Below are 22514 nucleotides of genomic sequence, written 5' to 3'. Positions count from 1 at the left end.
CAAGACGTAACAATGGCCTTACGCCGGACGAATGATAGCCATAGGCTCGACAGGAGCGAGACATGAACGGCATGCAGGACAACCCGCAACGAAAGAGCATGGACCTGCCGGGTCAGGTCGTTCTCGTGCTTCAGGGTGGCGGCGCGCTCGGCTCGTACCAAGCCGGGGTCTACCAGGCGCTGCACGAGGCAGGCATCGAGCCGGACTGGATCATCGGCACCTCGATCGGTGCGATCAACGCCAGCCTCATTGCGGGCAACGCGCCGCAGAACCGGCTCGCGCGCCTCAGGGAATTCTGGAAGCGGATGGAGCAGCAGCCGGTCTGGGACTGGCGCGCCGCGTTTCCCGGTTTCAATGAGAAGCTGGCCTATTGGTCGACCGTGACCCACGGCATCGCGGGTTTCTTCCGTCCCAATCCGCTGGCGCATGCCGGGGATTCCTATCCGCTGGGCGCCGATCACGCCGGCTATTATTCGACCGCGCCGCTGGGGAAGACGCTGAGCGAGCTGGTCGATTTCGATCTGGCCAATCGCTGCGCGCCGCGTTTGACGGTCGGTGCGGCCCATGTCGGCACCAGCGAAATGCGCTATTTCGACAGCCGCGACGGCGAGCTGACGGTGCAGCACGTGATGGCCTCGGGCGCGCTGCCGCCGGCTTTCCCGGCCGTGCGCATCGACGGCGAACTCTATTGGGACGGCGGCATCCTGTCGAACACGCCGACGGAAGCCGTGTTCGACGACAACCCGCGCAGGGATTCGCTGATCTTCTCCGTGCATCTGTGGAATCCCGTCGGCCCCGAGCCGACCACGATGGCGGAGGTGCTGAACCGGCACAAGGACGTGCAATATTCCAGCCGCATCGCCAGCCAGATCGTGCGCCAGCAGCAGGCCCATCGCCTGCGCCACGTCATCAACCAGCTTGCCGCGCGGCTGCCCGAGGGCGAGCGCAACGATCCCGCGGTGATGGAGCTGATGAGCTACGGCTGTCCGACCCGCATGCATGTGGTGCGGCTGCTGGCGCCGCAGCTCGAGCGCGAGACCCACACCAAGGACATCGACTTCAGCCCGTCCGGCATCACGCGGCGCTGGCACGCCGGCTATGCCCACACGAAGTCGGTGCTGGCGCGCAGGCCGTGGATCGGCGAATTCGATCCGCTCGCCGGCGTGGTGCTGCACGAGCATACGGACGAGATGCCGATGGCTGCGGAATAGGGCCATAAGCGATCGCGCGCTTCATCGAATTGCCACAGGCCGCGCGGATCGTCGGCCTTGGTTCGACCTCGAAAGGTCCTGCAATTGGTGTCCGCGAACGATCTGGAATTCGCTCTCGACAAGGTCCGTGCCGATGCGGCGGGGCCGGTTGCGGGCGTGTTCGGTCCTGACACGCTGACCTGGCGGATCGACCGCGAGGCCGCCGTCTTTCTCGGCGCCGGCCGCGCGCTGCTGCTGCAACTGGCGCATCCCTGGGTCGCGGCCGCCATCGCCGAGCACTCGACCACGCTTGCCGATCCGATCGGCCGCTTCCATCGCACCTTCGACGTCGTCTTCGCCATGGTGTTCGGCTCGCTCGACCGTGCCTTGCTGTCGGCCCGGCAACTGCATCGGCGCCACACCATGATCGTCGGCGAGATGCCCGAGGCCGTCGGTCCGTTCGCGGCCGGCTCGCGCTACTGCGCCAACGACATCCCGTCGCTGCGCTGGGTTCATGCCACGCTGACCGAGTCTGCGCTGATGGCGCACGATTTGGTTCTGCCGCCGCTCTCGATCGAGGAACGCGAGCGCTACTGGACGGAGAGCCGGACCTTTGGCGCGCTGTTCGGGCTGACGGGCGATGATCTGCCGCCGGACTGGGCTGGCTTTGCGGCCTACACCGCGGCAATGGCGCAGTCGGAGACGCTGACGGTCAGCCCGGCCGCGCGCGAGATCGCCGCGCAGATCCTTGACGGCGCACGTCCGTGGCTGCGGCCGCCGCGCTGGTATCGTGCGCAGACGGCGAGGATGCTGCCGGAGCGCCTGCGCGCCGGCTTCGATCTTACGCTCGACGAGCGGGACGTCAGGTCTGCCGACCGCGCGCTGCGATGGATCCGGCGCGTCTATCCGAAACTGCCCGACAGGCTGCGCTATGCCAGCCCCTATCAGGAAGCGCAGGCGCGCTTGCGGGGGGAGGTTCAGCCCGACTGGATGACCCGCTGCCTCAACCGCGCCTGGATCGGTCGGCCGCAGATGGATCAGCGCGGGAAGGGGTGAGGCCCAATCTCTTGTGTCCCGGACAAGCCGCAACGCGGGAGCGTTGCGGCGCAGAGCCGGGACCCAGGGCCACGAACTTCGCGAGAGATGGGCCTCGGCTCAGCAGCGCATCACGTCGCAAAGGGCGACGCGCTGCGCTGCGTCCGGGGCACGAGAGAGGAGTTTGAGGCCGACACTCTCTCCACGTGGTCATTGCGAGCGCAGCGAAGCAATCCAGAGTCCTCCCACGGAGGCGGTCTGGATTGCTTCGCTCCGCTCGCAATGACGGAGTATGTGTAGCGCCCCGGCCTCACACCGACGCCAGCTTCCGATAAAGCGCGCTGTAGCTGCCCGCCGAGATGCTCCACGAAAACGAGCGGCCCATGGCGCTGCGGCGCATGGTGTCGAGCTGGTCATGGGCCATGAAGGCCTCGAAGGCGCGGCGGACGCCGCCAAGGAAGGATTCGTGCGAAGGTCTTGAGAACAGGAATCCTGTTTCACCATCGGTGATGGTCTCGGCAAGGCCGCCGGTCTGGTGGCCGATCGGCAGCGAGCCGAAGCGCTGGGCGTACATCTGGCTGAGGCCGCAGGGCTCGAACCGCGACGGCATCAAGGTGAAATCACTGCCCGCAAAAATGCGCCGCGCCTGGGCATCGTTGAAGCCGATGGTGACGCCGATGGCGTCGGGGCGGCGGCGGTGCGCGTTGATCAGGGCCTGCTCGAGCGCCGGCTCGCCGGAGCCAGTGACTACGATCTGGCCGCCGGCATCGACGATCTCGTCGGCGGCCGAGAGCACGAGGTCGATGCCCTTCTGGTGCACGAGGCGGGCGACGATCGCGAACATCGGCCCGCGCGAGACCGCAAGGCCGAACTGCTTGCGCACGTAATCCGCGTTGGCCTTCTTGCCGACCCAGTCGCCGGCGCCGAACTGCTGGGCGAGCTGGGCGCAATAGCGCGGGTCCCAGCTCTCGTCGATGCCGTTGAGGATGCCGGTCAGCTCGGATGCGTCCGAGCGGATGCGCAGGAGACCTTCAAGGCCGCAGCCGAATTCGTCCGTCGTGATCTCGCGCGCATAGGTGCCGCTGACGGTGGTGAGGTGCGAGGCGTAGACGAGGCCCGCCTTGAGGAAGGAGAGCTGGTCGTAGAACTCGACGCCGTCGATATGGAAGGAGCTCTCCGGTGCGCCGATCCGCCGCAGCGAGTCCTTCGAGAAGAGGCCCTGATAGGCGAGGTTGTGGATGGTCAGGATCGACGGCAGCTTGGCGCCGCGCCAGGCGAGATAGGCCGGCACCAGCGAGGCCTGCCAGTCATTGGCGTGGATCAGGTCTGCTGCCCAATTCTTGTCCAGCTTGCCCATGGCCAGCTCAGCGGCGGCCGAGGCGAAGCGCGCGAAGCGGATGTCGTTGTCAGGCCAGTCGCGCCCGGACTCGTCGCCATAGGGGTTGCCGGGCCGGTCGTAGAGTTGTGAGCACAACAGCACATAGACCGGCAGGCCGTCCTTGGTCGCAGCCCGGCCGAGCGAACAGGCCGGCATCTCGGCGAAGGCGGGACAGCGGCCAACGATCTGAATATGCGTGAGTTGTTCGATGATGTCGCGGTAGCCGGGCAGCATCACCCGGATATCGGCAAAGGTTCGGAGCGCGCGGGGCAGGGCGGCGGAAACGGCGCCGAGCCCGCCGACGCGGACGAAGTCGTCCATCTCTGTCGTAACGAACAAGACCCTCAAGAACAGCTGCCCTCTTCCGATCCCGTTTGCTGCTATGCAAGAACGGGTCCAGTTGTCCTGGAATTCCCAAGCCCGCCTACACGTCGCGTCCGTTCGGTAAAGACTTTCCTACTCAGCCGCCGCCCTCTAGGGTCGACGCACCAACAACAGAGAACAATTGATTGTTCCTAGGCGACTCAAGGACACAGGCGAGGACGCGACAGGCATGCAGCTAGCAGATAAGCATGAGGGGACGACGACAAAGGCCTTCGCCGGCCTCAGGGTCCTGGATTTTTCGACCACCATCGCCGGCCCCCACTGCGCGCGCATGCTTGCCGACATGGGGGCGGAGGTCATCAAGATCGAGACCGACGGCGGCGAGACGATGCGGACCCGGCCGCCGCTGCGCAAGGGCTGCAGCACCGTGTTCGGCCAGCTCAACGTCGGCAAGAAGAGCGTCGTGCTCGACCTCAAGTCGGAGGACGGCAGGGAGGCGGTCCGCCGGCTGGCCGCGACCGCGGACATCCTGGTCGAGAACTTCCGCCCCGGCGTGATGCGCCGGCTGCGGCTCGACTACGACAGCCTGCGTCCGGTCAACGAGAGGCTGATCTACTGCTCGATCTCCGGCTACGGCCAGACCGGGCCGTCCGCCGAGCTACCGGCCTATGCGCCGGTGATCCACGCGGCCTCCGGCTACGACATGGCGCATCTCGCCTACCAGCCCGGCCGCAACCGCCCTGATTATTGCGGCATCTATCATGCCGACGTCGTCACCGGCACCTATGGCTTCGGTGCGATTGCCTCCGCGCTCTATCAGCGCACCGTGACGGGGCAGGGCCAGCACATCGACGTCTCCATGCTGGAGTCGATGCTGAGCCTGACGGTGATCGAATTGCAGAGCTCGCAATTTGCGGTCAAGCCGCCGCCGCGGCCGATGTTCGGGCCGACCGAGACCGCGAATGGCTATGTCATGATCACGATCGCGAGCGAAAAGACGTTCCAGTTGTTGATGGGGGTGATCGGCCGCCCCGAATGGATCACTGACGCACGCTTCGCCACCTATGGCGCGCGCCGCGACAATTGGGCCGACCTGATGGACGGCGTCGAAGCCTGGTCGCGGCAGCTATCGACCGAGGCCTGTCTCGCTGCGCTTGCCGCGGCCGGCGTGCCGGCGTCGGCCTATCGCACCGTGGCCGAGGCGCTGGCCGATCCGCAGCTCGCGCATCGCCGGGCGCTCTCGCCGGTCGAGGACGAAGGCGGCTCGTTCCAGGTGCTCAATCTGCCGTTCCGGATGTCGGGCGCCGACACCACGCCGGGCAGGACGATGGCCGTGCTCGGCGAGCACACGCGCGAATTGCGCGACGAGGTCGGACTCACCGACGACGCGTCTATTCCGCCCGGCAAGACCGCCGCGCAGGGCTGACGAATATCGTTCTGCGGCAAGCAATCCGGCCCTGCAGGCGTGCGGCTTGCCACGGTCCACCGGTGTCAACTAGACAGGTCCAGGTTTGTCTCGCCCGGCCTGCCATGGCATGCTGGCGCGACAACAAGAAGCATGCGGGAGGACGCCGATGAAGAGTTTCAAGGTTGCCGATTTCAAGGCGCCGCTGCGGGAGTTCGACGAAGCCACGCCGCAGCCGTCGGGCACGCAGGTGCTGATCAAGGTGAAGGCCGCCGGTGTCTGCCACAGCGACCTCCACATCTGGGAAGGCGGCTACGATCTCGGCCACGGCCGCAAGCCGCTGTCGCTGAAGGACCGCGGCATCAATTTGCCGCTGACCATGGGCCACGAGACCGTCGGCGAAGTCCTCGCCTTCGGTCCCGACGTCAAGCCGACCGACCAGGGCGACCTCAAGCTCGGCGATGTCGGCCTCGTCTATCCCTGGATCGGCTGCGGCAAGTGCGCCACGTGCCTCGCCGGTGACGAGAACATGTGCCTGACGCCGCGCTCGCTCGGCGTTTATTGCGACGGCGGTTATGCCGATCACATGCTGGTGCCGCATCCGCGCTATCTGCTCAATCTGAAGGGACTCGATCCCGCGACGACCGCGCCCTATGCCTGCTCGGGCGTGACCACCTACAGCGCGCTGAAGAAGGTCGAGCAGCATTTCGACACGCCGATCGTGATGTTCGGCGCCGGCGGGCTCGGCCTGATGGCGCTGTCGCTCTTGAAGGCGATGGGCGGCAAGGGCGCGATCATGGTCGACATCGACGCCAGGAAGCGCGAGGCGGCGGAGAAGGCCGGCGCGCTCACCACCGTCGATCCGAAGGCGCCGGATGCGCTGGAGCAGCTTGCGAAGAAAGCGGGCGGCCCGATCCGCGCCGTGATCGATCTCGTCGGCAATGCCGCCACCACGCAGCTCGGCTTCGACTGCCTCACCAAGGGCGGCAAGCTCATCATCGTCGGCCTGTTCGGCGGTGGCGCGACCTGGGCGCTGCCGCTGATTCCGATCAAGGCGGTGACGATCCAGGGTAGCTATGTCGGAAACTTGCGCGAGACGCAGGAGCTGCTCGACCTCGTCCGCACCAAGAAGGTGCCGCCGATCCCGGTGACGACGGCCCCGCTTGCCAAGGCCAACGACGCGCTGCTGCAATTGCAGCAGGGCGCGGTGGTCGGCCGCACGGTGCTGACGCCGTAGTGTGTCGTCGTTCCGGGGCGATGCAACGGGACCGCGAAGCGCGGCCCGGAGCATCGAACCCGGAACCTCGAGATTCCGGGTTCGGTCCTGTGGACCGCCCCGGAATGACGACTCTCTCTCAGGAACCCCCATGTCCGCAAACAACGCCTTCCACATTGCCGTGCTAGCCGGTGACGGCATCGGTCCCGAAGTCATGGCGCCGGCCATCGAGGTGCTGCGCAAGATCGAGCAGAAATCGGACTTGCGCTTCCGCTTCACCGAGGCGCCGGCCGGCGCCAACAATTATCTCGCGACCGGTAAGTCGATGCCCGACTCCACCATCAAGCTCTGCGAGGAGGCAGACGCGATCCTGCTCGGCGCCTGCGGCCTGCCGTCGGTGCGCTATCCGGACAACACCGAGATCGCGCCGCAGATCGAGCTGCGCTTCATCTTCGACCTCTATGCCGGGGTGCGTCCGGCGCGTCTCATTCCCGGCGTTCCGAGTCCGATCGTCGGCGCTGACCAGCGCGGCATCGATCTCGTCGTCATCCGCGAGTCGACCGAAGGCCTGTTTGCCTCGATGGGCAAGGGCGTCGTCACCCACGAGGACGCGCGCGAGACCATGGTGATCACGCGCAAGACCTCCGAGCGCCTGTTCGAGTTCTCGTTCCGCCTCGCCGAGCGGCGCAAGGCGCGCGGCAAGCCGGGTGCGCTGACCTGCGTCGACAAGGCGAACGTGTTCAAGGCCTTTGCGTTCTTCCGCAGCATCTTCGACGAGATCGAGAAGAAGCATCCTGGTGTGAAGACCGATCGCCTCTATGTCGATGCCTGCTCGGCGATGCTGGTGAAGCGGCCCTGGGATTTCGACGTGATGGTGATGGAGAACATGTTCGGCGACATCGTCTCCGACATCACCGCGAGCCTGATCGGCGGCCTCGGCATGGCGCCGTCGGCCGACATCGGCGACAAATACGCCGTGTTCCAGCCGTGCCACGGCACTGCGCCCGATATCATGGGGCAGGGCAAGGCCAATCCCACCGGCATGATCTTGTCGGCGGCGATGATGCTGGACTGGCTCGCCGACAAGCACGGCGTCGAAAGCGCAGCGGAAGCCGGCGAGACCATCGAGCGCGCCATCGACCAGGTCTATGCCGGCGGCATCAAGCCGATGGAGTTCGGCGGCAGCAACGGCACGGCGGATATCACGAAAGCGGTGCTGGGAGCGCTGTAGACAGTCGCGAAAAGAAAAGGGGCCTTGCGGCCCCTTCGTTGCTCACCAGCGGCGCCAGTGGCGATGGCCGTAGCCCCACGGGCGTGCACCGTAGAAGCGTCGCGGGCCGCCATAGTAACCATAGGCGCCATAGTAGTTCGGACGCCACCAGCAGCGGCCCCAGGCATTGCAGACCATGCGCACCTGGTCGACATTCGCCGCCGGGCCGCTTGCGACCTTGTCGGCCTGCGGAATGCCGTTCGGCATCGCCGCGAGCGCTTGTCCCGACGCCAGCGCAGCTCCGCCCAGGGCAGCCAGACCGAGAACAGCAAATTTCAGTTTCATCGCAATCTCCCTCGTTGGTGGCGAGAGAACTTGCGGCGGATCAAGTAGTTGCTATCGCGATGCGGGAAGGAGAGGAATTTAATCTTCCTGAATAACGGTTCAGCTTCGTCGGAAGTTCCGCGATCTCTCCGCGCGTCATTGCGAGCGTAGCGAAGCAATCCAGAGTCTTTCCACGGCGAGAGTCTGGATTGCTTCGTCGCTGCGCTCCTCGCAATGACGATGGGGAGAGGGCTGCGCCCGCAGCAACGACGGTGTTATTTCCCCGAAAATTTCGGCTTGCGCTTCTCCATGAAGGCCTGACGGCCCTCGCGAAAATCTGCCGAGTCCATGCAGGCGTTGCCGATCGCCTTGATCGCGTTCATGTCGCGCTGGCTTTCGTCCTTCAATACCTGCGCGATGGTGAGCTTCGCGGCCTTGATCGCGAGCGGGGCGTTGTGCGCGATCGTTTCGGCCACCGCCATGGTCTCGCCCCAGAGCTGATCATCGGGGAACACGCGCTCGACGAGGCCGATGCGCAGCGCCTCGGCGGAATCGATCCGCATGCCGGTGTACATCAGAAGCCGCGCCCAGGACGGGCCGACGAGCGAGACCAGGTGCTTCAAGCCGTCAAAGCCATAGGCGATGCCGAGCTTCGCGGCGGGAATACCGAACTGGCTGTCATGCGCGGCGATGCGGATGTCGGCGAGCATCGCGACCTGCATGCCGCCGCCGAGGCAGAAGCCCTGGATGCAGGCGATGGTCGGCTTGGGATAGTCGGCGAGCAGCGCGCGCTGGGCGGCGCTGCGCTTGCTGTATTCCTCCGACGCCGCAGCATTGTGGCGCGTCTTCTCGAACTGGCTGATGTCGGCGCCCGACACGAAGGCCTTGCCGCCGGCGCCGCGCAGGATCACGACGCGGACCGCATCGTCGTCGCGCAAGGCCGTCAGCGCCTCGCCAAATCCCTCCCACATCTCCAGCGACATCGCATTGCGCTTGTCGGGATTGTTGAAGATGATGACGCCGACGCCGTCGGTGACCTGCTTGAGGATCTTGCCGTCGGCGTAAGGTGTTTCGGTCGGGCTGGAAGTGTCAGGCATCGCGCGCTCGCTCGTCATTGCGAAGCGCAATGTGCGGCCCCGACAGGGCCCAGGTCAACCGCGGCAAGGCATGCGGCTTTGCACCCGCCTGTGCCGCGATTGCATGGCGCGAGAGGCGCTTATTGGGTCACGTGCATGTGCGCGGTCAGCGGATGGCTGCCGGCATTGCTGAAGAACGCCGCCTCCTCGGCGGTGGCCTCCAGCAGCTGCTCGTCCTGGTTATAGACGTCGTTGCGGAACTGGACGGTCTGGTCCTTGGTCATCCACGCCGTTAGATAGATCCAGGCCACCGGCACCTTCTTCGCCATGGCGACGTCGAGATGCTGTCCGCTGGCGATCTCCGCGTCGATCGCGGCGCGGCTCCATTTCGGCTGGTCCTTGAGCAGCCAGGCCGCGAGATCGCGCACATTGTCGACGCGCGAGCAGCCGTGGGAATCGAAGCGATAGTCGTCGCTGAACAGATTGCGCTGATTGGTGTCGTGCATGTAGACCGAATAGGAATTCGGCATGTCGATCTTCACCGCACCGAGCGCGTTGAAGCTGCCGTTGTGCTGGCGCACGGTGAAGTTCGGCGTGTGCGTGCCCGACCAGTCGACCGAATGCGGATCGATCGGATTGTCGTGGGCATCGAGCACCTCCATGTGCATGCGCGACAGATAAGTCGGGTCCTTGCGCATATGCGCGGAGATCTCGGTCTTGGCGATCGAGGCCGGCACCGTCCAGGTCGGGTTGAGCACGACGCTGGTGATTTGCGCTGTCAGCGTCGGCGAGGGCTTTTCGGTCTTGCCGACGATGACGCGATAGCGCCGCACCACGACGTCGTTCTCGACCGCTTCGGCAAAGGCGGCGGGGATGTTGACCACGACATAGCGCTGGCCAAAGCCGAAATTCATGTTCTCGAGCCGCTGCAGCGAAGCCTCGAGCTGCCGAATGCGCTTCTGCACCGGCACGTTCATCGCCGCGATCGTGCGCGGCGTCATCATGCCGGTCGGGGCGAGGCCATGACGGGCCTGAAAACGCTTCACGGCGTCCGCGAGATCCTGGTCGAAGGCGCCGGTCGCCTTCTCGGCCGAGAGATCGCCGGAGACGATCAGCCGCTTGCGCAACAGATCATCGTTGGCGCCCTGGACGCCGACAGCGAATTTGGCGTCTGCCGGGATCGTCGGCCAGCCGCCGCGCACGGCGAGGTCCGAATAGCTCAGCGCCGCATCCTTGATGCGCTGGGCAGAGCCCTCGTCATAGGTTGGCTCATGCGTCATCGCGAGGGCTGCGGCCGAGCGGCTCTCCGCCGTCGAGATGGGCGTCGACGCGGCCGCTTTCGGCGCAGCCGCATGGGCCGGGTTCGCCGCGGCCGGCACCGTGCCTGATGTCGCCGGCTTGGGCCCGGCCTGTCCAATGGTCTCCGTCTGCGCCAGCGCGGAGGCGCTCGTGAGCACGCCGAGGGCAATGATCATCGCAACGCGTTTCGACATGTGTCCCGTCTTCCCCCTGAGAACGAGGCCCGCAACGGGCGCTCGCATTGGCAATTCCAAGGCCCGCCGCGCCGCTTGCGCCGATTGGTCAAACCGGCGGGAAATTACGGCACCAGAGTTGAGGTCCCATTCGGCAGGCGAAAACCCCGCGCGCCCGATGCGGGGCTTCTCGATTGGGTCGCGCCAGGGGTGGGATGGGTTCGCGATATCCGCGACGAATGGCGGCTCAATAGCCAAGAAAAAAGGGCGGCCAAGCCGCCCCGAGAAAGGCCGCGCGCACGCGCGCGAGCCCAAATCTGATGCCGTCGGTCTCGTTCAATCCAGCCACGTCCCCGCGTCGCGGCGGATTGAACATCGGCCGTAGCAGCCAGACCCGATCTCAGCCCTCGTTCGCTGCGATCGATTCCATCAGCGAGACGAGCTGACGCTGCACCGTCTGGTCCTTGATCTTGCTGTAGGCGCGCAGCAGGCGGAGGCTGAAAGCCGAGTCCAGGAACAGGAGGCTTTCGACTTCGCGAGCCTTGTTGTCGCCGTCATAGAAGAAGGTCACGGGCACATCGAGCGCGGAGGCGATCTGCTGAAGCCGAGCCGCGCCGACACGATTGACGCCCTTCTCGTATTTCTGGACCTGCTGGAAGCTGACGCCGAGCTTCTCGCCCAGCTCGGCCTGCGAGATCTTCATCTCGACACGCCGCAGACGGATCCGTTTGCCAAGCTCAATGTCCGGCTTGCCGGCACTGCGCTGCTTCATCCTTTTCGCCGCTGCTTTCATTTTAGTTTTCACCTTTGTTCTTCGGTTGAAAATCCCCCGAAGAGCTGGGTCAGGGGTTCGCCCATATACGAGTCCTTGAATTCATGCGGATGCACGAACTCTTCCTTAAACCACGGGAAGCGAGCCGGATTGAAAGCCTCGATCAGCCAGTCAATCATGTGCCGCACGCGTGGAATCCGGCCGCTACCGGGATGGTAGGACAACCAGATATCCAGCGGTCGGTTCAATTCGACCTCCAGTGGAATCAACTTCCCGCCAAGCGCAATGGCGTAGCTCGGGAATACGCCGATTCCGGCGCCGTTCGCGACCGCCCAGTAGTTGGCGCTCGAGACGTTGGTCTTCATGACCAGGAGGTCACGTTCCTGAACGCCCGGGAAGAAGCTCTCGAATGTTTCCTTGGCAGCGAGCTGGTCGGCGAATTGCAGCACCAAACGGTGCTTGATCAATTCCGCCGCCGAGCGCGGCGTGCCGTATTTCTCAAGGTATTTTTCCGACGCCCAGAACATCAGATGCATGCGGCCGAGCCGCACCAGCTTGATGTCGAGCGCCGAAGGACGCGACAGGTGGATGGCGACGTCGGCCTCGTGGCGGGAGACGTCGGCCGAGCGCATCGCGCAATGCAAATCGACCAGGATCTTGGGATAGGCCTGCTGGAATTCGACGAGGCGCGGAGCGAGCCAGAATGTGCCGAGCCCTTCGGTGACGGCGACCCGGACCTCGCCGGACAGGACGTTGGCCATCGAATCGCTGGCGCGCAGCACGTCGAAGGTGGCCGCCTCCATCCGCTCCACGGCGGACACCACAAGCGAGCCTTCGTCGGTCAGATGAGTGCCGTGGACGTCGCGGGTGAAGAGGGTGGCGCCGGTCTGGCGTTCGAAATCATCGATCCGGCGGCGCACTGCGTTGATCGACAGCGACAAGCGTTCGGCCGCCGAACGGAAACTGCCGCAACGGACGACTTCGAGAAATATGCGGGCCGCATCCCAATCCGAGAGGCCGCTGAGATTTGTCTTCGGGCGTTCCCCCAGAGGAACGCCCCTTTCCGCCAAGGAGTGCATACAAGTCCCTTCGGTCCGCTAAACTGGCAGAATCTGGCGCGAACCACAACCACGACGGGTTGGGGAATGACGAGTTTTGAACGTCATCCTTACTACCTACCGGGAGGTATTGGAGTGCTGCCGGGAGCTGGGACAAAGGCTGGGAATCGGGCGGACAATTGCCCGGGTGAGGGGTGTAGCGTGAGTTCCGTTGCGAGCCGAGACATGGCTGCGGGATTGTCGGCGCTGCCCCCGATGGTGGTCCTTGCGCAAGGATTGGCGCGGCCCTTCGGGATGGATCAATCACGGCGCGCCGGGCGTTTGACCACGGGCCGCCTCGGCAACGGCCGGCAGCGTAGCCGGGCGATATTCGCCGAAACCGCGGTTTCAAGGCAGAAACACACTGAAATCATGTTCGGAGGCGCCACGGCCTCATGCTATCTTCGGCGACCCATGGGGGCCGAAGGGGTGGTCGCAAACACGTCTCACCGGCCGAATTAACGGAAAGAACGCAAGTGTCGCATTCAGACGAACAGTTGCAGTCGGTGTTGGAAACCCTTGAGGGGTGCCGCAAGGTCCTCAACGAGATCAACAGCCGTGAGTCGGCCGAACTGCTGTCCATCGTCATTCTCGACGTGCGGATGAAGCTCAAAGGAATTGACAGTGCCGATCTCAAGGCGCTGTGCGACGAAATGCTGCGGAACGCTGGAAGCGAACCGCCGCCCCCTTCCAAGCAGACGCAGGACCAGCCCCGGCGTCCGCTGCTCCGCGTGGTGAAGTAGCCGCGCCGCCGAAGCTCGCTTTTTGGCGAGGTTTGTGCGCATCCCGATGCCGTATCTGTGATCGCAGACGGCATCGGGAGGAGCCCTGGTTTGATCGCGCCTCTGTTGCGCATTGTGCCGCATCGGCTACACCAGAGCCGTTCGGCTCCGGTGCGCGCGCATCCCCCGCGCGCGGCCCAAGAGCCTGAGATGGCTCCGACTGCATCATGCAAAATGTTTCGATCCCGGCGGCGCTGATTGCCGGCCTCGTCAGCTTCCTCTCCCCTTGCGTCTTGCCCCTGGTTCCGCCCTATCTGATCTATCTGACGGGCGCCACGATCGAGCATGTCGAGAGCGAGGAACCGGCCTCGACCTCCAAGCGCGCGATCATGATGGCGGCGCTGCTGTTCGTGCTCGGCTTCTCCACCGTGTTCGTGGCGCTCGGCGCCAGCGCCTCGCTGATCGGCTCCCTGATCCGCGCCTGGTCGGCCGAGCTGTCGATCCTCGCTGGCGTCGTGATCATCGTCATGGGCCTGCACTTCCTGGGGCTGACGCGCATCGGCCTGCTGATGCGCGAGGGACGCCTGACGGCGCCAAAACCCGTCGGCCTCTGGGGCGCCTATGTCATGGGCCTGGCCTTTGCCTTCGGCTGGACGCCCTGCATCGGTCCGATCCTCGCCGCGATCCTCTCGATCGCCGCGGCGGAAGCGACCGTGACCAAGGGCGCAGGCCTGCTCGCGGTCTATTCCGCGGGCCTCGGCATTCCGTTCCTGATCGCTGCGCTGATGATCGAGCAGTTCTCGAAATTGTTCGCGCGCATGAAGGGCCAGCTCGTCAATGTCGAGCGCGCCATGGGCGTGCTGATGGTGATCACCGGCATCGGCTTCCTCACCGGTGCGGTCTCGAATGTGAGCATCTGGCTGCTGGAGACGTTCCCGGCGCTCCAGACGATCGGGTAGCACCAATCAGGCGGCCGCCGGTCGTTCGGAGAACGGGTCCTGGTAGAGCCAGGCGAGGTTTTCGCAGAAGCGCTCCAGGCTGGTCTCGCGCATGAGCTGATTGCGCAGCAGCGCATGGACGCCTGAGGGATGATAGACGTGGTCGCCGAGCTCGCGCGCGCCAAGCTGGACGCGCGCGGTGCGCAGCATCCGGGCATTTCTGTATCGCTCCAGCGCGTGGGCGATGTCGCCTTCGGTCTCCGCGAGCCGTTCGGCGAGGCACACCGCATCCTCCAGCGCCATGCAGGCGCCTTGCGCAAAATATTGCAGCATCGGATGCGCCGCGTCGCCGAGCAGGACGACGCGGCCGTCGATCCAACGATCGGTCGGATCGCGGTCGCAGGTCACCCACGCCTTCCAGTCGCGGCCGTGATGAATGATCGCCTTGGCGCGCGGATGCACGTCGCGAAAACCCTCGAGGACCTCCTCGTGGGTCACCGGCCTTGCGGCGAAAGCTTCTGCGGGATCGTTGTGACAGGTGATCGCGAGATTGAACACCTTCCAGCCCGACAGGGGGTAATGCACGAGATGGCATTTGGCACCGGCCCACAGCGTCGCCGCATTCCAGCGCAGATCCTCCGGCATCTGCTCGGTCGGGATCACCGAGCGATAGGTGGTATGGCCGGCGATCCGCGGTGCGCCGTCGCCGACCATCTGCTGGCGAATGCGGGATCTGAGTCCGTCCGCGCCGATCAGCAGGCACCCCGTGATGCGCTCGCCGGATTTCAACAGCGCCGTGGCCCGCGCGCCGTTCTGTTCGTAGCCGACAATGTCGCAGTCGATTCTCAAGCTGACGTTGGGATGCGCTTCGCAGGCGCGGACGAAGATGCCGTGCAGATCGCCGCGATGGACCACCGCATAGGGGTTGCCGAAGCGCCGGCGGAAATAGCTGGTCAGATCGATGCTGGTGATCTCTTCCGCGGAGATCGCATCCATCAGCCGGAGCTGGTCGATGAAGACGGCGATGGCGCGCGCGGCATCGCCGAGCCCCAGGCGATCGAACGCGTGGAATGCGTTGGGTCCAAGCTGGATGCCGGCGCCGATCTCCTGGTAGCGCGATGCGCGCTCGAGGACCGTGACAGGGAAGCCCTTCCGCGCCAGTGCGATTGCGGCTGCAAGTCCGCCGATGCCGCCGCCGGCAATGATGATGGGATCCTGTCGCATGTCCTCTCCTGTCTCGCTATTTTCTTGATGTCTTTCCGCGCGGCGGGCTCGCCTTGGCGCGTATCTCGGCTCGTTCGTCGCGGACGTCCTTTGACCGGACCGGCGGCGCGACGGTGATCAGGCCGGCCTCGACTTCCTGCTCGAGCCGATCGATGTTGTGGTAGAGCTCGACCAGCACGCGCTTGAGCTCGGCCGCTTCTTTCGCGGACATGCTGCCGGTGACGACCTCTTCATAATAGGCGGCGAGCGGCATCAGCCGTCCCGCGAGCTCCGCGCCCTTGGACGTCAGGGCGACCTGGAGGCTGCGCTGGTCGTTCTCGGGCCGGTCGCGCGTCAGCAGGCCCGCGCGACTCATCTCGGCAACGATGCGCGACAGGGTGGAGACCTCGGCCGACGTCAGCTCGGCGATCTCTCCGAGGCGGAGCGGATGGCCTTGCTCCGAGAGCGCGGCCAGCACGCGATACATCGGCAGCGTCAACTTCTCGTGACGGATCACGCGCGTGAACAAGTCGCCCATGCGCACGCCGAGGCGGGCGAGCAGATAGGGAAGCGAATTCGAAAATCGATACATGAGTTTAGGTCCGGGCTTGTGTCCTGGCAGGAGAGCTCCGCCCGGAATAAGCGCCGACCTTCGCATGGGCAATATTTGCATATCAATCATTTGCAAATGCAACTTTCTCATTGACAAGTATTTGCGCCCGGTGCTTTGCTTTGTCAACGCCGAAAGCAAAGCCGAAGGAACGACGCCATGCAGGGCAAGATTGCGCTCGAGGAGCATTTCGCGATGGACGACACCGTCCAGGACAGCGCCGGCTTCGCTCCGGCCGACGACTGGCGCGAGCTCAAGGCGCGGCTGCTCGACATTCACGAACGCCGGCTTGCCGAGATGGACGCCCACGGCATCGAGATGATGCTGCTGTCGCTGAACGCGCCGGCGGTGCAGGCCATTGCGGACCGCGAGCGCGCGATCGATCTGTCGCGCCGCGCCAACGACTTTCTCGCCGAGCAGGTCGCAAGGCGCCCCGACCGTTTCCAGGGCCTCGCGGCGTTGCCGATGCAGGATCCCGACGCGGCCGCGCACGAGCTCGATCGCTGCGTCAGCGCGCTCGGCTTTCGTGGCGCGCTCGTCAATGGCTTCAGTGAGATCGCCGGCACCGATCACGCCATCTATTACGATCGCAAGGAGTTCTGGCCGTTCTGGTCGGAGGTCGAGCGCCTCGGCGTCCCCTTCTATCTGCATCCGCGCAATCCGCTCGCGAAGGACGCGGCGATCTACGAGGGTCATCGCTGGCTGCTGGGGCCGACCTGGGCGTTCGGACAGGAAACCGCGGTGCATGCCTTGCGCCTGATGGGCTCGGGCCTGTTCGACGCCCATCCGCGGCTCCAGATCATCATCGGTCACATGGGGGAGGGGCTGCCCTATTCGATGTGGCGTGTCGACAATCACAACAAGTGGATGCGGACCCAGAATGCCTATCCGGCGAAGCGAAAGATCGCCGAGTACTTCCGGGAAAACTTCTACATCACGACGTCAGGCAATTTCCGCACCCAGACGCTGATCGACGCCATGCTCGAGATCGGCGCCGACCGCATCCTCTTCTCCGCCGACTGGCCGTTCGAGAACATCGACCACGCCGCCGACTGGTTCGACACGGCTGCGATCTCCGAAGGCGACCGCATCAAGATCGGCCGCGACAACGCACGCGCCCTGTTCGGGCTCGGCGAGCCATCAATCCAATCTGCCGCAGAGCAGAACAGATCATCAATTTCCATGGAGGAATCCCGTGAGCATCTCGTCCGAAATCGACGTGCATGAGGAACTGTCCGGCGCTCCGATCGGGCCGTTCCACAAGCTGCTCGGCATCCTGATCACGCTCATCACCCTGTTCGACGGCTATGACACCTTCAATCCGGCCTATGTCATCCACTATGTGGCCCAGCCTTGGGGCCTTGCACCGAGCCAGGCGGGATTTCTGGTGAGCTCGGGCCTGGTCGGCTTCCTGTTCGGCGCGATCGGCCACGGCAGCGTGGCGGATCGCTTCGGCCGGCGCGGCACGCTGCTCGCGGGCTTGTGGATCGTCAACGTCTTCACGTTGCTCACGGCCGTGCTCGCAAGCGATTTCTGGAGCTATTGCGCGCTTCGCTTCGTCACCGGGCTCGGCCTCGGCGTGCTGCTCCCGCTGGGGACGACCTTCATCAACGAGCTCGCGCCGAAGCGCGTCAGCAACACGTTCTCGCTCTGGGGTGTGACGCTCGGCTGGTCGCTTGGAGGTGTTGCCGCCGGTCTCGTCGGGGTGTTCCTGACGCCGCACTATGGCTGGCAGATCCTCTATTACATCGGCGCGCTGTCGATCCCGCTGACCTTCGTGGCGCATGCGCTTCTCCCCGAAAGCCCGCGCTTTCTGGCGAGCCGGTCGCGGATCCCGGAGCTGCGTGCGCTGCTCGCGCGGCTGCGGCCTGAGCGGGCGCCGGTCTACCGGACCGCGACGTTCACGTCGGCCGAGAGCAAGCCGCCACAGAGCACGATCGGAGCGCTGCTGAGCCCGCGCTATCGCCGCGTCTCGCTGACGATCTGGGTCACGGCGTTCCTCAGCCTGTTTGCCATCTTCGGCCTCACGGGGTGGATTCCGACGGTCATGCTCAAGCGCGGGGAGACCTTTGCGGCCTCGTTCGGCTTCGGCGCGCTGATGCAGGCGATGTCGTTCATCGGCGGCCTCACGCTCGCGATGCTGGCCGATCGCAACTTTTCGCTGACGCCGCGCTATCTCGCGACCTGGTGGCTCACCGGCGGCATTGCCGTGCTGGCGCTCGTCTTCGTCAGCGGTCACGGCGTCAATCTGGCCATCGTGGCCGTTGCGGGCTTCTGCATCATCGGCGCGCAGCACGTCCTCAACAACTTCACCGCCGGCTCGTACGAGACCTGCTTCCGCGCCAGCGGTGTCGGGATGGAGCTGGGCATCGGCCGGGTCGGCGCGATCCTCGGGCCCTATGTCATCGGCCTCTTGCAGCAGATCACCGGCGGCCCCGACGCGGTGTTCTGGGCGATCGGCGGGGCGTCCATCGTCGGCGCGCTGGCGATCGGATCGCTTGGCGCTGTCGCTGCAAGGCGTCTCCCGAGCGCTGACGCGGCGCCCGCGGAATGATGCGGGCGCGCCGATCGGGCTTGGGACCAGAACGACACTTTGACTGACTAGGCTTAATCAGAGGAGATCCGAAATGCCGACATCCGCTCGTTCCGCCGAGACCACGGGCTTGCACGATGCCTTCGTGCTTCTGTTCGCGCGTGTCGCGATCGCGCCGCTATTTCTCTACAGCGGCATCGGGAAGGTGATGGCATTCGCCGTGACGGCCGGCCGTCTGCCCGGAGGCGCGGACGGATTCGGGATGCTCCTCGCCGCCGGCGCCGTTGCGGTCGAGCTTGGATGCGGGACGGCCCTGCTGCTCGGCCTGTTCGCGCGCCAGGCGGCGCTCGTGTTGTTCCTGTTCACGATCGCGGCGACGCTGATGTTCCACAATTTCTGGGCTGCGCCGGAGGCGCAGGTCGTCATGCAGACCATCAACTTCCTGAAGAATCTCGGTCTGCTTGGCGCTCTTGCGCTCATTGCCTCTTTTGGGCCGGGTGCCTATGCCGTGCAGGCCGCCATCAAGCCCGGCTCCAAAGGGGCTCCCGAGCTGACCTGATCCCACGCTACGCCTAAGCGCCGACTGTAAAGCGCGCGAGCGCCTCGCGGTCGACCTCGATGCCTAGTCCTGGCGCATCCGGCACGCGCACGACCCCGTTCGCGTGCTCGATCGGCGTCTTCAAGATCGCCTGCCGGATCGGATGTTCCGTGCGGTCGAATTCGAGCAGCGGCTCGAGCGGCGTCAGTGACGTCGGCGTGTGCGAGGGCAGCACGGCGAGGAGCTGGAGCGAGGCCGCGATCGCGATGCCGGTGCCCCAGACATGCGGATTGTAGCGGATGCCGAACGCCTCGCTCATGTCGGCGATCTTCTTGCATTCGGTGAGGCCACCGGCCGCGCAGGTGTCGGGCTGGGCGATGTCGAGCGCATGCGAGGCAAACAGGTCGCGGAAGCCGAAGCGCGTGAATTCGCACTCGCCGCCGGCGACGGGAATGGAGAGCGCGGATCTCACCGCGCGGTAGCCCGCGACGTCCTCCGGCGGCACCGGCTCCTCGAACCACCCGATGTCGCAGGGCTCGATCATGCGGCCGAGCCGGATCGCAGCAACCGCGTCATAGGCGTGGTTCGCGTCGACCATCAGCGCGACGTCGCCACCGATCGCTTCCCGCACGGCGCGCGTCACCGCGGCGTCCTCGGCGATGCCGAAGCCGACCTTGAGCTTCACGGCGCGAAAACCTTCGGCGGCATAACCGGCGGCTTCCTCCGGGAGATATTTCAGCGGGTCGCCCGCTTTGCGCCGATAGAGCCCGGTCGCGTAGGCCTGCACCTCCTTGCGCGCCGCGCCGCCGAGAAGCACGTAGGCGGGCACGCCAAAATGCCTGCCCTTGATGTCCCACAGCGCGATGTCGATGCCGCTCAGTCCCTGGATCACGACGCCTTTCTGGCCGTGGTCGCGCAGGCGCGCGTAGACCATCTGCCACAGCACGTCGGTGCGCAGCGGATCCTCGCCGATCAGCCACGGCGCGATGTTCTGAACCACCGCCGCCGTCATCCGCGCAGGGCCGTAGCACTCGCCCCAGCCGGTCAGGCCCGCGTCGGTCTCGATCTCCACCAGCATTGCGGTACGCGTGTCGTACCAGGCGCGCGAATAGGCGAAGGGCTGCGAGAGTTTTGCTTCGAGGATGTGTGCCCGAACTTTCGTGATCTTCATCGCCGATCCTCCTCGTTCACCGCGTCTCGTCCAGCGCGCAGGTGATCGTGCAGACCACGCCGCGCGGCAGGAAGTCGACGGTGGCCTCGCCGCCGAGCTGGTCGCGGGCGCTGCGCTCGATCAGGCGCGAGCCGAAGCCGCGCCGCACCGGCTCCGTCACCGGCGGCCCGCCGATCTCGGTCCAGATCAGCCGTAGCCGCGGCTTCGGTGTATCGGCGATGACCTCCCAGTCCAGCGTCACCCGGCCGGTCTCGTTCGACAGCGCGCCGTATTTCGCGGCGTTGGTGGCGATCTCGTGCACGATCATCGACAGCACCACGGCAAGCCGCGGCGACAGCGGCACCGCGGGTCCGGCCATGCGGATGCGGTCGGGATTGCTGAGCAGGAACGGCTGGAGCGCGCGGGCGATCACCTCGCGCAGCTCCGAGCCCGCCCATTTCTCCTGGCTGAGCAGATTGTGCGCCTCGGCGAGCGCGCCGAGCCGTCCCTCGAACTTGGTCCGCTCGTCGCGGCTGGCGCTGCGGAAGGTCTGCACCGCGATCGCCTGCATCAAGGCCAGCGTGTTCTTGACGCGATGATTGAGCTCCTCGATCAGCAGATTGTGCAGCATCTCGCCGCGCGCGATCGTGGTCGCCATCCGCACCGCGAAGGTGAGGCCGATCAATAGCAGCACGCCGCCGATCAGGCTGGAGATCGCAATATTGCGCCACAGCGGCGCGATCAACGAGCTTTCCGGCACGCCCGCGGCGATCGTCCATCCGGTCAGTCGCGATCGCGTGTAGGCGGACGCGAGCGCAACGCCGTCGAGCGAGATCGAGGAGAGGCTCGCCTCGGGCGTGCGAAACATTTCCGCAAACAGCGAGGGCGAGGCGCGCTTGCCGAAGGTCTCACCGGGATTGGGCACGCGGGCGAACACCGTGCCGGTGGTGTCGAGCAGTGATACCGTCCACTGCTGGTCGGGCCGCTGCTTCTCGACCAGCTCCTGGAAGATGCTGACCGGCGGAGAGAAGCAGAGATCGTAGATTACCTCGCCGTCGCGGAAGACCGGTACCTCGACGGTCAACACCTGTCGCCCGTTGATCGCGCCGGTGAACAGGTCGGAATATTGCGGCGCCTTGGTCGCAAACACCTTCTCGACGGTCTCCAGATGGCTGCGCCGCGGCAGGCTTGCGGTGTCCTCCGTCGCCGAGGAGAACAGCACGCGGCCCTTGCGGTCGGAGATCAGCAGCAGGCCACCCTTGCCGTACTGATCGAGGAAACCGAGCGCGATGCGGCGGAAGTTCGGGAAATCGTCGTCGCGCAGCGCGTTCGTCAGCGCGAGCACCTGCAAGCCGCCGGTCATCCGCTGCACCTCGGAATCGAGCACGAGGCGCATGCTTCGCACCGTCTCCACGACGCGCTGCGTCGCGTCACTGCGGTCCTGGCGGTAGTTGGAATAGGCAAGGCCGACCGCGAAGACGATCAGCGGCAACATCGTTCCCGTGACCAGAAGGGCAAGCCGGACCGGCAGGGTGAGCTTTGACAAAACGCGGGCGTCCCGGTTCCGGCGCAACGGCGCCGGATTATGATTTTGAACAGGACCATACGGGCGGGCTTTGCGCGGCGCCACGATTTTCGCATGCGGCGAGCGGTCTTGGAGAGCGATATTGCAGCGCAGTTGCGGGACGCCCTGCGCTTCAGGTCATGCTGATTGCGGTCAATAGTAGACACATGGCGTAAACAGCCGCCAGGCTGAGCCCGGCGATCCGGGCTTCTCGATGCGATCTCATGCGCTGAACTCCGGAAAGGGCGGCTGCCGTTGGGGCCGCCACCCGTCCGTTACGCCTTAATCGATTTCCTGAACGACGGTGCGCGAGCCGGGATCGACCAGCATCACGCGATCGCCAGAATAGACGTAGCGATATTTCGTCAGCGACGGACCCCAGTCCGCCGGAACGGCTTCGAGCTCGACCTCGCTCGGAACTGTCGCGCCGACGATGATCTTTTCCTTCGTCGTCACCGGGCGGATGCGATGCTCGGTGACGTAGGATTTGATCTTGGTGCGATATTGCGGCTCGATCTGCACGGCGGCCGCATGGCCGGTTCCGGTGGTGGTCACCACGGTGGATTGCGCGAACGCGCCGGTCGAGATCATCACCACTGCCGCGGATAGCAGGAACAGCTTCTTCATCTTCTCCTCCTCATGGGAATAAGCGCCGCAACAACATCCCACCGTGCATGGCGTTCCCGCCTCCAGGAACAAACTACCGCTTTTTCCCGTTTGTGACTCGACCGGGCCGAATGCCCGGAACTGGAGGAGG

21 protein-coding genes are annotated in these 22514 nt (G+C 65.3%); 10 read left to right on the top strand and 11 right to left on the bottom strand.

The genetic code is table 11. The features are described 5' to 3' along the window. The first annotated feature begins 62 nt into the window (after window positions 1–62). Both BRAGE_RS0124940 and BRAGE_RS0124935 read left to right on the top strand, forming a co-directional pair. Window positions 63–1211 carry a patatin-like phospholipase family protein gene (locus tag BRAGE_RS0124940; protein ID WP_027558466.1) on the top strand — a complete coding sequence of 383 codons (1149 nt, stop codon included), beginning with the start codon at window positions 63–65 and terminating at the stop codon, window positions 1209–1211. 84 nt (window positions 1212–1295) lie between these two features. After that, a complete protein-coding gene (locus BRAGE_RS0124935) occupies window positions 1296–2246 on the top strand; it encodes an oxygenase MpaB family protein (protein ID WP_027558467.1) in 951 nt (316 codons plus the stop codon). A gap of 289 nt (window positions 2247–2535) precedes the next feature. Here BRAGE_RS0124935 and glgA read toward each other — a convergent pair whose 3' ends face one another. After that, a complete protein-coding gene (glgA, locus tag BRAGE_RS0124930) occupies window positions 2536–3951 on the bottom strand; it encodes a glycogen synthase GlgA (RefSeq protein ID WP_035730030.1) in 1416 nt (471 codons plus the stop codon). A 205-nt stretch (window positions 3952–4156) separates the two neighbouring features. On the opposite strand from glgA, the gene BRAGE_RS0124925 reads away from it, so the two are divergent. The 3 genes from BRAGE_RS0124925 (at window position 4157) to BRAGE_RS0124915 (ending at window position 7779) form a co-directional block, all read left to right on the top strand. Beyond that, window positions 4157–5353 carry a CaiB/BaiF CoA transferase family protein gene (locus BRAGE_RS0124925; RefSeq protein WP_027558469.1) on the top strand — a complete coding sequence of 399 codons (1197 nt, stop codon included), beginning with the start codon at window positions 4157–4159 and terminating at the stop codon, window positions 5351–5353. Window positions 5354–5501: 148 nt separating this feature from the next. Beyond that, window positions 5502–6569 (top strand): alcohol dehydrogenase, encoded by a 1068-nt coding sequence (locus tag BRAGE_RS0124920; protein ID WP_027558470.1) that lies wholly within the window; start codon window positions 5502–5504, stop codon window positions 6567–6569. A 130-nt stretch (window positions 6570–6699) separates the two neighbouring features. Beyond that, window positions 6700–7779, top strand: a complete 1080-nt coding sequence (locus tag BRAGE_RS0124915; protein WP_027558471.1) for an isocitrate/isopropylmalate dehydrogenase family protein — start codon at window positions 6700–6702, stop codon at window positions 7777–7779. A 42-nt stretch (window positions 7780–7821) separates the two neighbouring features. Here BRAGE_RS0124915 and BRAGE_RS0124910 read toward each other — a convergent pair whose 3' ends face one another. The 5 genes from BRAGE_RS0124910 to BRAGE_RS0124885 all read right to left on the bottom strand — a co-directional run bounded on the left by BRAGE_RS0124910 (window position 7822) and on the right by BRAGE_RS0124885 (window position 12481). Then, window positions 7822–8103 carry a hypothetical protein gene (locus BRAGE_RS0124910; RefSeq protein ID WP_027558472.1) on the bottom strand — a complete coding sequence of 94 codons (282 nt, stop codon included), beginning with the start codon at window positions 8101–8103 and terminating at the stop codon, window positions 7822–7824. A gap of 254 nt (window positions 8104–8357) precedes the next feature. Then, entirely contained in the window at window positions 8358–9179 is an 822-nt protein-coding gene (locus BRAGE_RS0124905) for an enoyl-CoA hydratase (protein WP_027558473.1), read from the bottom strand. 119 nt (window positions 9180–9298) lie between these two features. Beyond that, window positions 9299–10651: a L,D-transpeptidase family protein gene (locus tag BRAGE_RS0124900; protein ID WP_027558474.1), complete on the bottom strand. Its 1353-nt coding sequence runs from the start codon at window positions 10649–10651 to the stop codon at window positions 9299–9301. A gap of 379 nt (window positions 10652–11030) precedes the next feature. Further along, window positions 11031–11402 (bottom strand): helix-turn-helix domain-containing protein, encoded by a 372-nt coding sequence (locus BRAGE_RS0124890; protein WP_027558475.1) that lies wholly within the window; start codon window positions 11400–11402, stop codon window positions 11031–11033. A gap of 29 nt (window positions 11403–11431) precedes the next feature. Further along, window positions 11432–12481: a LysR family transcriptional regulator gene (locus BRAGE_RS0124885; protein ID WP_027558476.1), complete on the bottom strand. Its 1050-nt coding sequence runs from the start codon at window positions 12479–12481 to the stop codon at window positions 11432–11434. A gap of 494 nt (window positions 12482–12975) precedes the next feature. On the opposite strand from BRAGE_RS0124885, the gene BRAGE_RS0124880 reads away from it, so the two are divergent. Next, window positions 12976–13242 carry a hypothetical protein gene (locus BRAGE_RS0124880; RefSeq protein WP_027558477.1) on the top strand — a complete coding sequence of 89 codons (267 nt, stop codon included), beginning with the start codon at window positions 12976–12978 and terminating at the stop codon, window positions 13240–13242. A 206-nt stretch (window positions 13243–13448) separates the two neighbouring features. Continuing rightward, on the top strand, window positions 13449–14180 hold the full coding sequence (locus BRAGE_RS0124875; protein WP_084334233.1) for a cytochrome c biogenesis CcdA family protein: 732 nt from the start codon (window positions 13449–13451) through the stop codon (window positions 14178–14180). Between the two features lie 6 nt (window positions 14181–14186). Here BRAGE_RS0124875 and BRAGE_RS0124870 read toward each other — a convergent pair whose 3' ends face one another. Both BRAGE_RS0124870 and BRAGE_RS49185 read right to left on the bottom strand, forming a co-directional pair. Continuing rightward, on the bottom strand, window positions 14187–15383 hold the full coding sequence (locus tag BRAGE_RS0124870) for a 3-hydroxybenzoate 6-monooxygenase (protein WP_027558479.1): 1197 nt from the start codon (window positions 15381–15383) through the stop codon (window positions 14187–14189). A 16-nt stretch (window positions 15384–15399) separates the two neighbouring features. After that, window positions 15400–15954: a MarR family winged helix-turn-helix transcriptional regulator gene (locus tag BRAGE_RS49185; RefSeq protein ID WP_051378005.1), complete on the bottom strand. Its 555-nt coding sequence runs from the start codon at window positions 15952–15954 to the stop codon at window positions 15400–15402. A gap of 177 nt (window positions 15955–16131) precedes the next feature. Here BRAGE_RS49185 and BRAGE_RS0124860 point away from each other — a divergent pair, with 177 nt between their 5' ends. The 3 genes from BRAGE_RS0124860 to BRAGE_RS0124850 all read left to right on the top strand — a co-directional run bounded on the left by BRAGE_RS0124860 (window position 16132) and on the right by BRAGE_RS0124850 (window position 19064). Then, on the top strand, window positions 16132–17199 hold the full coding sequence (locus BRAGE_RS0124860) for an amidohydrolase family protein (protein WP_027558480.1): 1068 nt from the start codon (window positions 16132–16134) through the stop codon (window positions 17197–17199). After that, window positions 17168–18526 carry an MFS transporter gene (locus tag BRAGE_RS0124855; RefSeq protein ID WP_027558481.1) on the top strand — a complete coding sequence of 453 codons (1359 nt, stop codon included), beginning with the start codon at window positions 17168–17170 and terminating at the stop codon, window positions 18524–18526. The genes BRAGE_RS0124860 and BRAGE_RS0124855 overlap by 32 nt, the downstream gene beginning before the upstream one ends. Window positions 18527–18599: 73 nt before the next feature. Continuing rightward, window positions 18600–19064, top strand: coding sequence for a DoxX family protein (locus BRAGE_RS0124850; RefSeq protein WP_051395242.1), 465 nt, complete (start codon window positions 18600–18602; stop codon window positions 19062–19064). 13 nt (window positions 19065–19077) lie between these two features. Here BRAGE_RS0124850 and BRAGE_RS0124845 read toward each other — a convergent pair whose 3' ends face one another. From BRAGE_RS0124845 to BRAGE_RS0124835, 3 genes are all read right to left on the bottom strand, one after another. After that, on the bottom strand, window positions 19078–20214 hold the full coding sequence (locus tag BRAGE_RS0124845) for a mandelate racemase/muconate lactonizing enzyme family protein (RefSeq protein ID WP_027558482.1): 1137 nt from the start codon (window positions 20212–20214) through the stop codon (window positions 19078–19080). Between the two features lie 16 nt (window positions 20215–20230). Further along, the gene (locus BRAGE_RS0124840) at window positions 20231–21688 is read right to left on the bottom strand and encodes a sensor histidine kinase (protein ID WP_051378002.1); all 1458 of its coding nucleotides are present in this window, start codon (window positions 21686–21688) and stop codon (window positions 20231–20233) included. A gap of 351 nt (window positions 21689–22039) precedes the next feature. Beyond that, complete coding sequence (locus BRAGE_RS0124835; protein WP_027558484.1) at window positions 22040–22384, bottom strand: DUF1236 domain-containing protein; 345 nt, start codon at window positions 22382–22384, stop codon at window positions 22040–22042. Between the last annotated feature and the right edge of the window lie 130 nt (window positions 22385–22514).

It is taken from the genome of Bradyrhizobium genosp. SA-4 str. CB756, from assembly GCF_000473125.1.
GTDB classification, from domain to species: Bacteria; Pseudomonadota; Alphaproteobacteria; order Rhizobiales; family Xanthobacteraceae; genus Bradyrhizobium; species Bradyrhizobium arachidis.
Note: the sequence above shows the minus strand (reverse complement) of the source record. Positions and strands in the feature narration are given on the sequence as shown.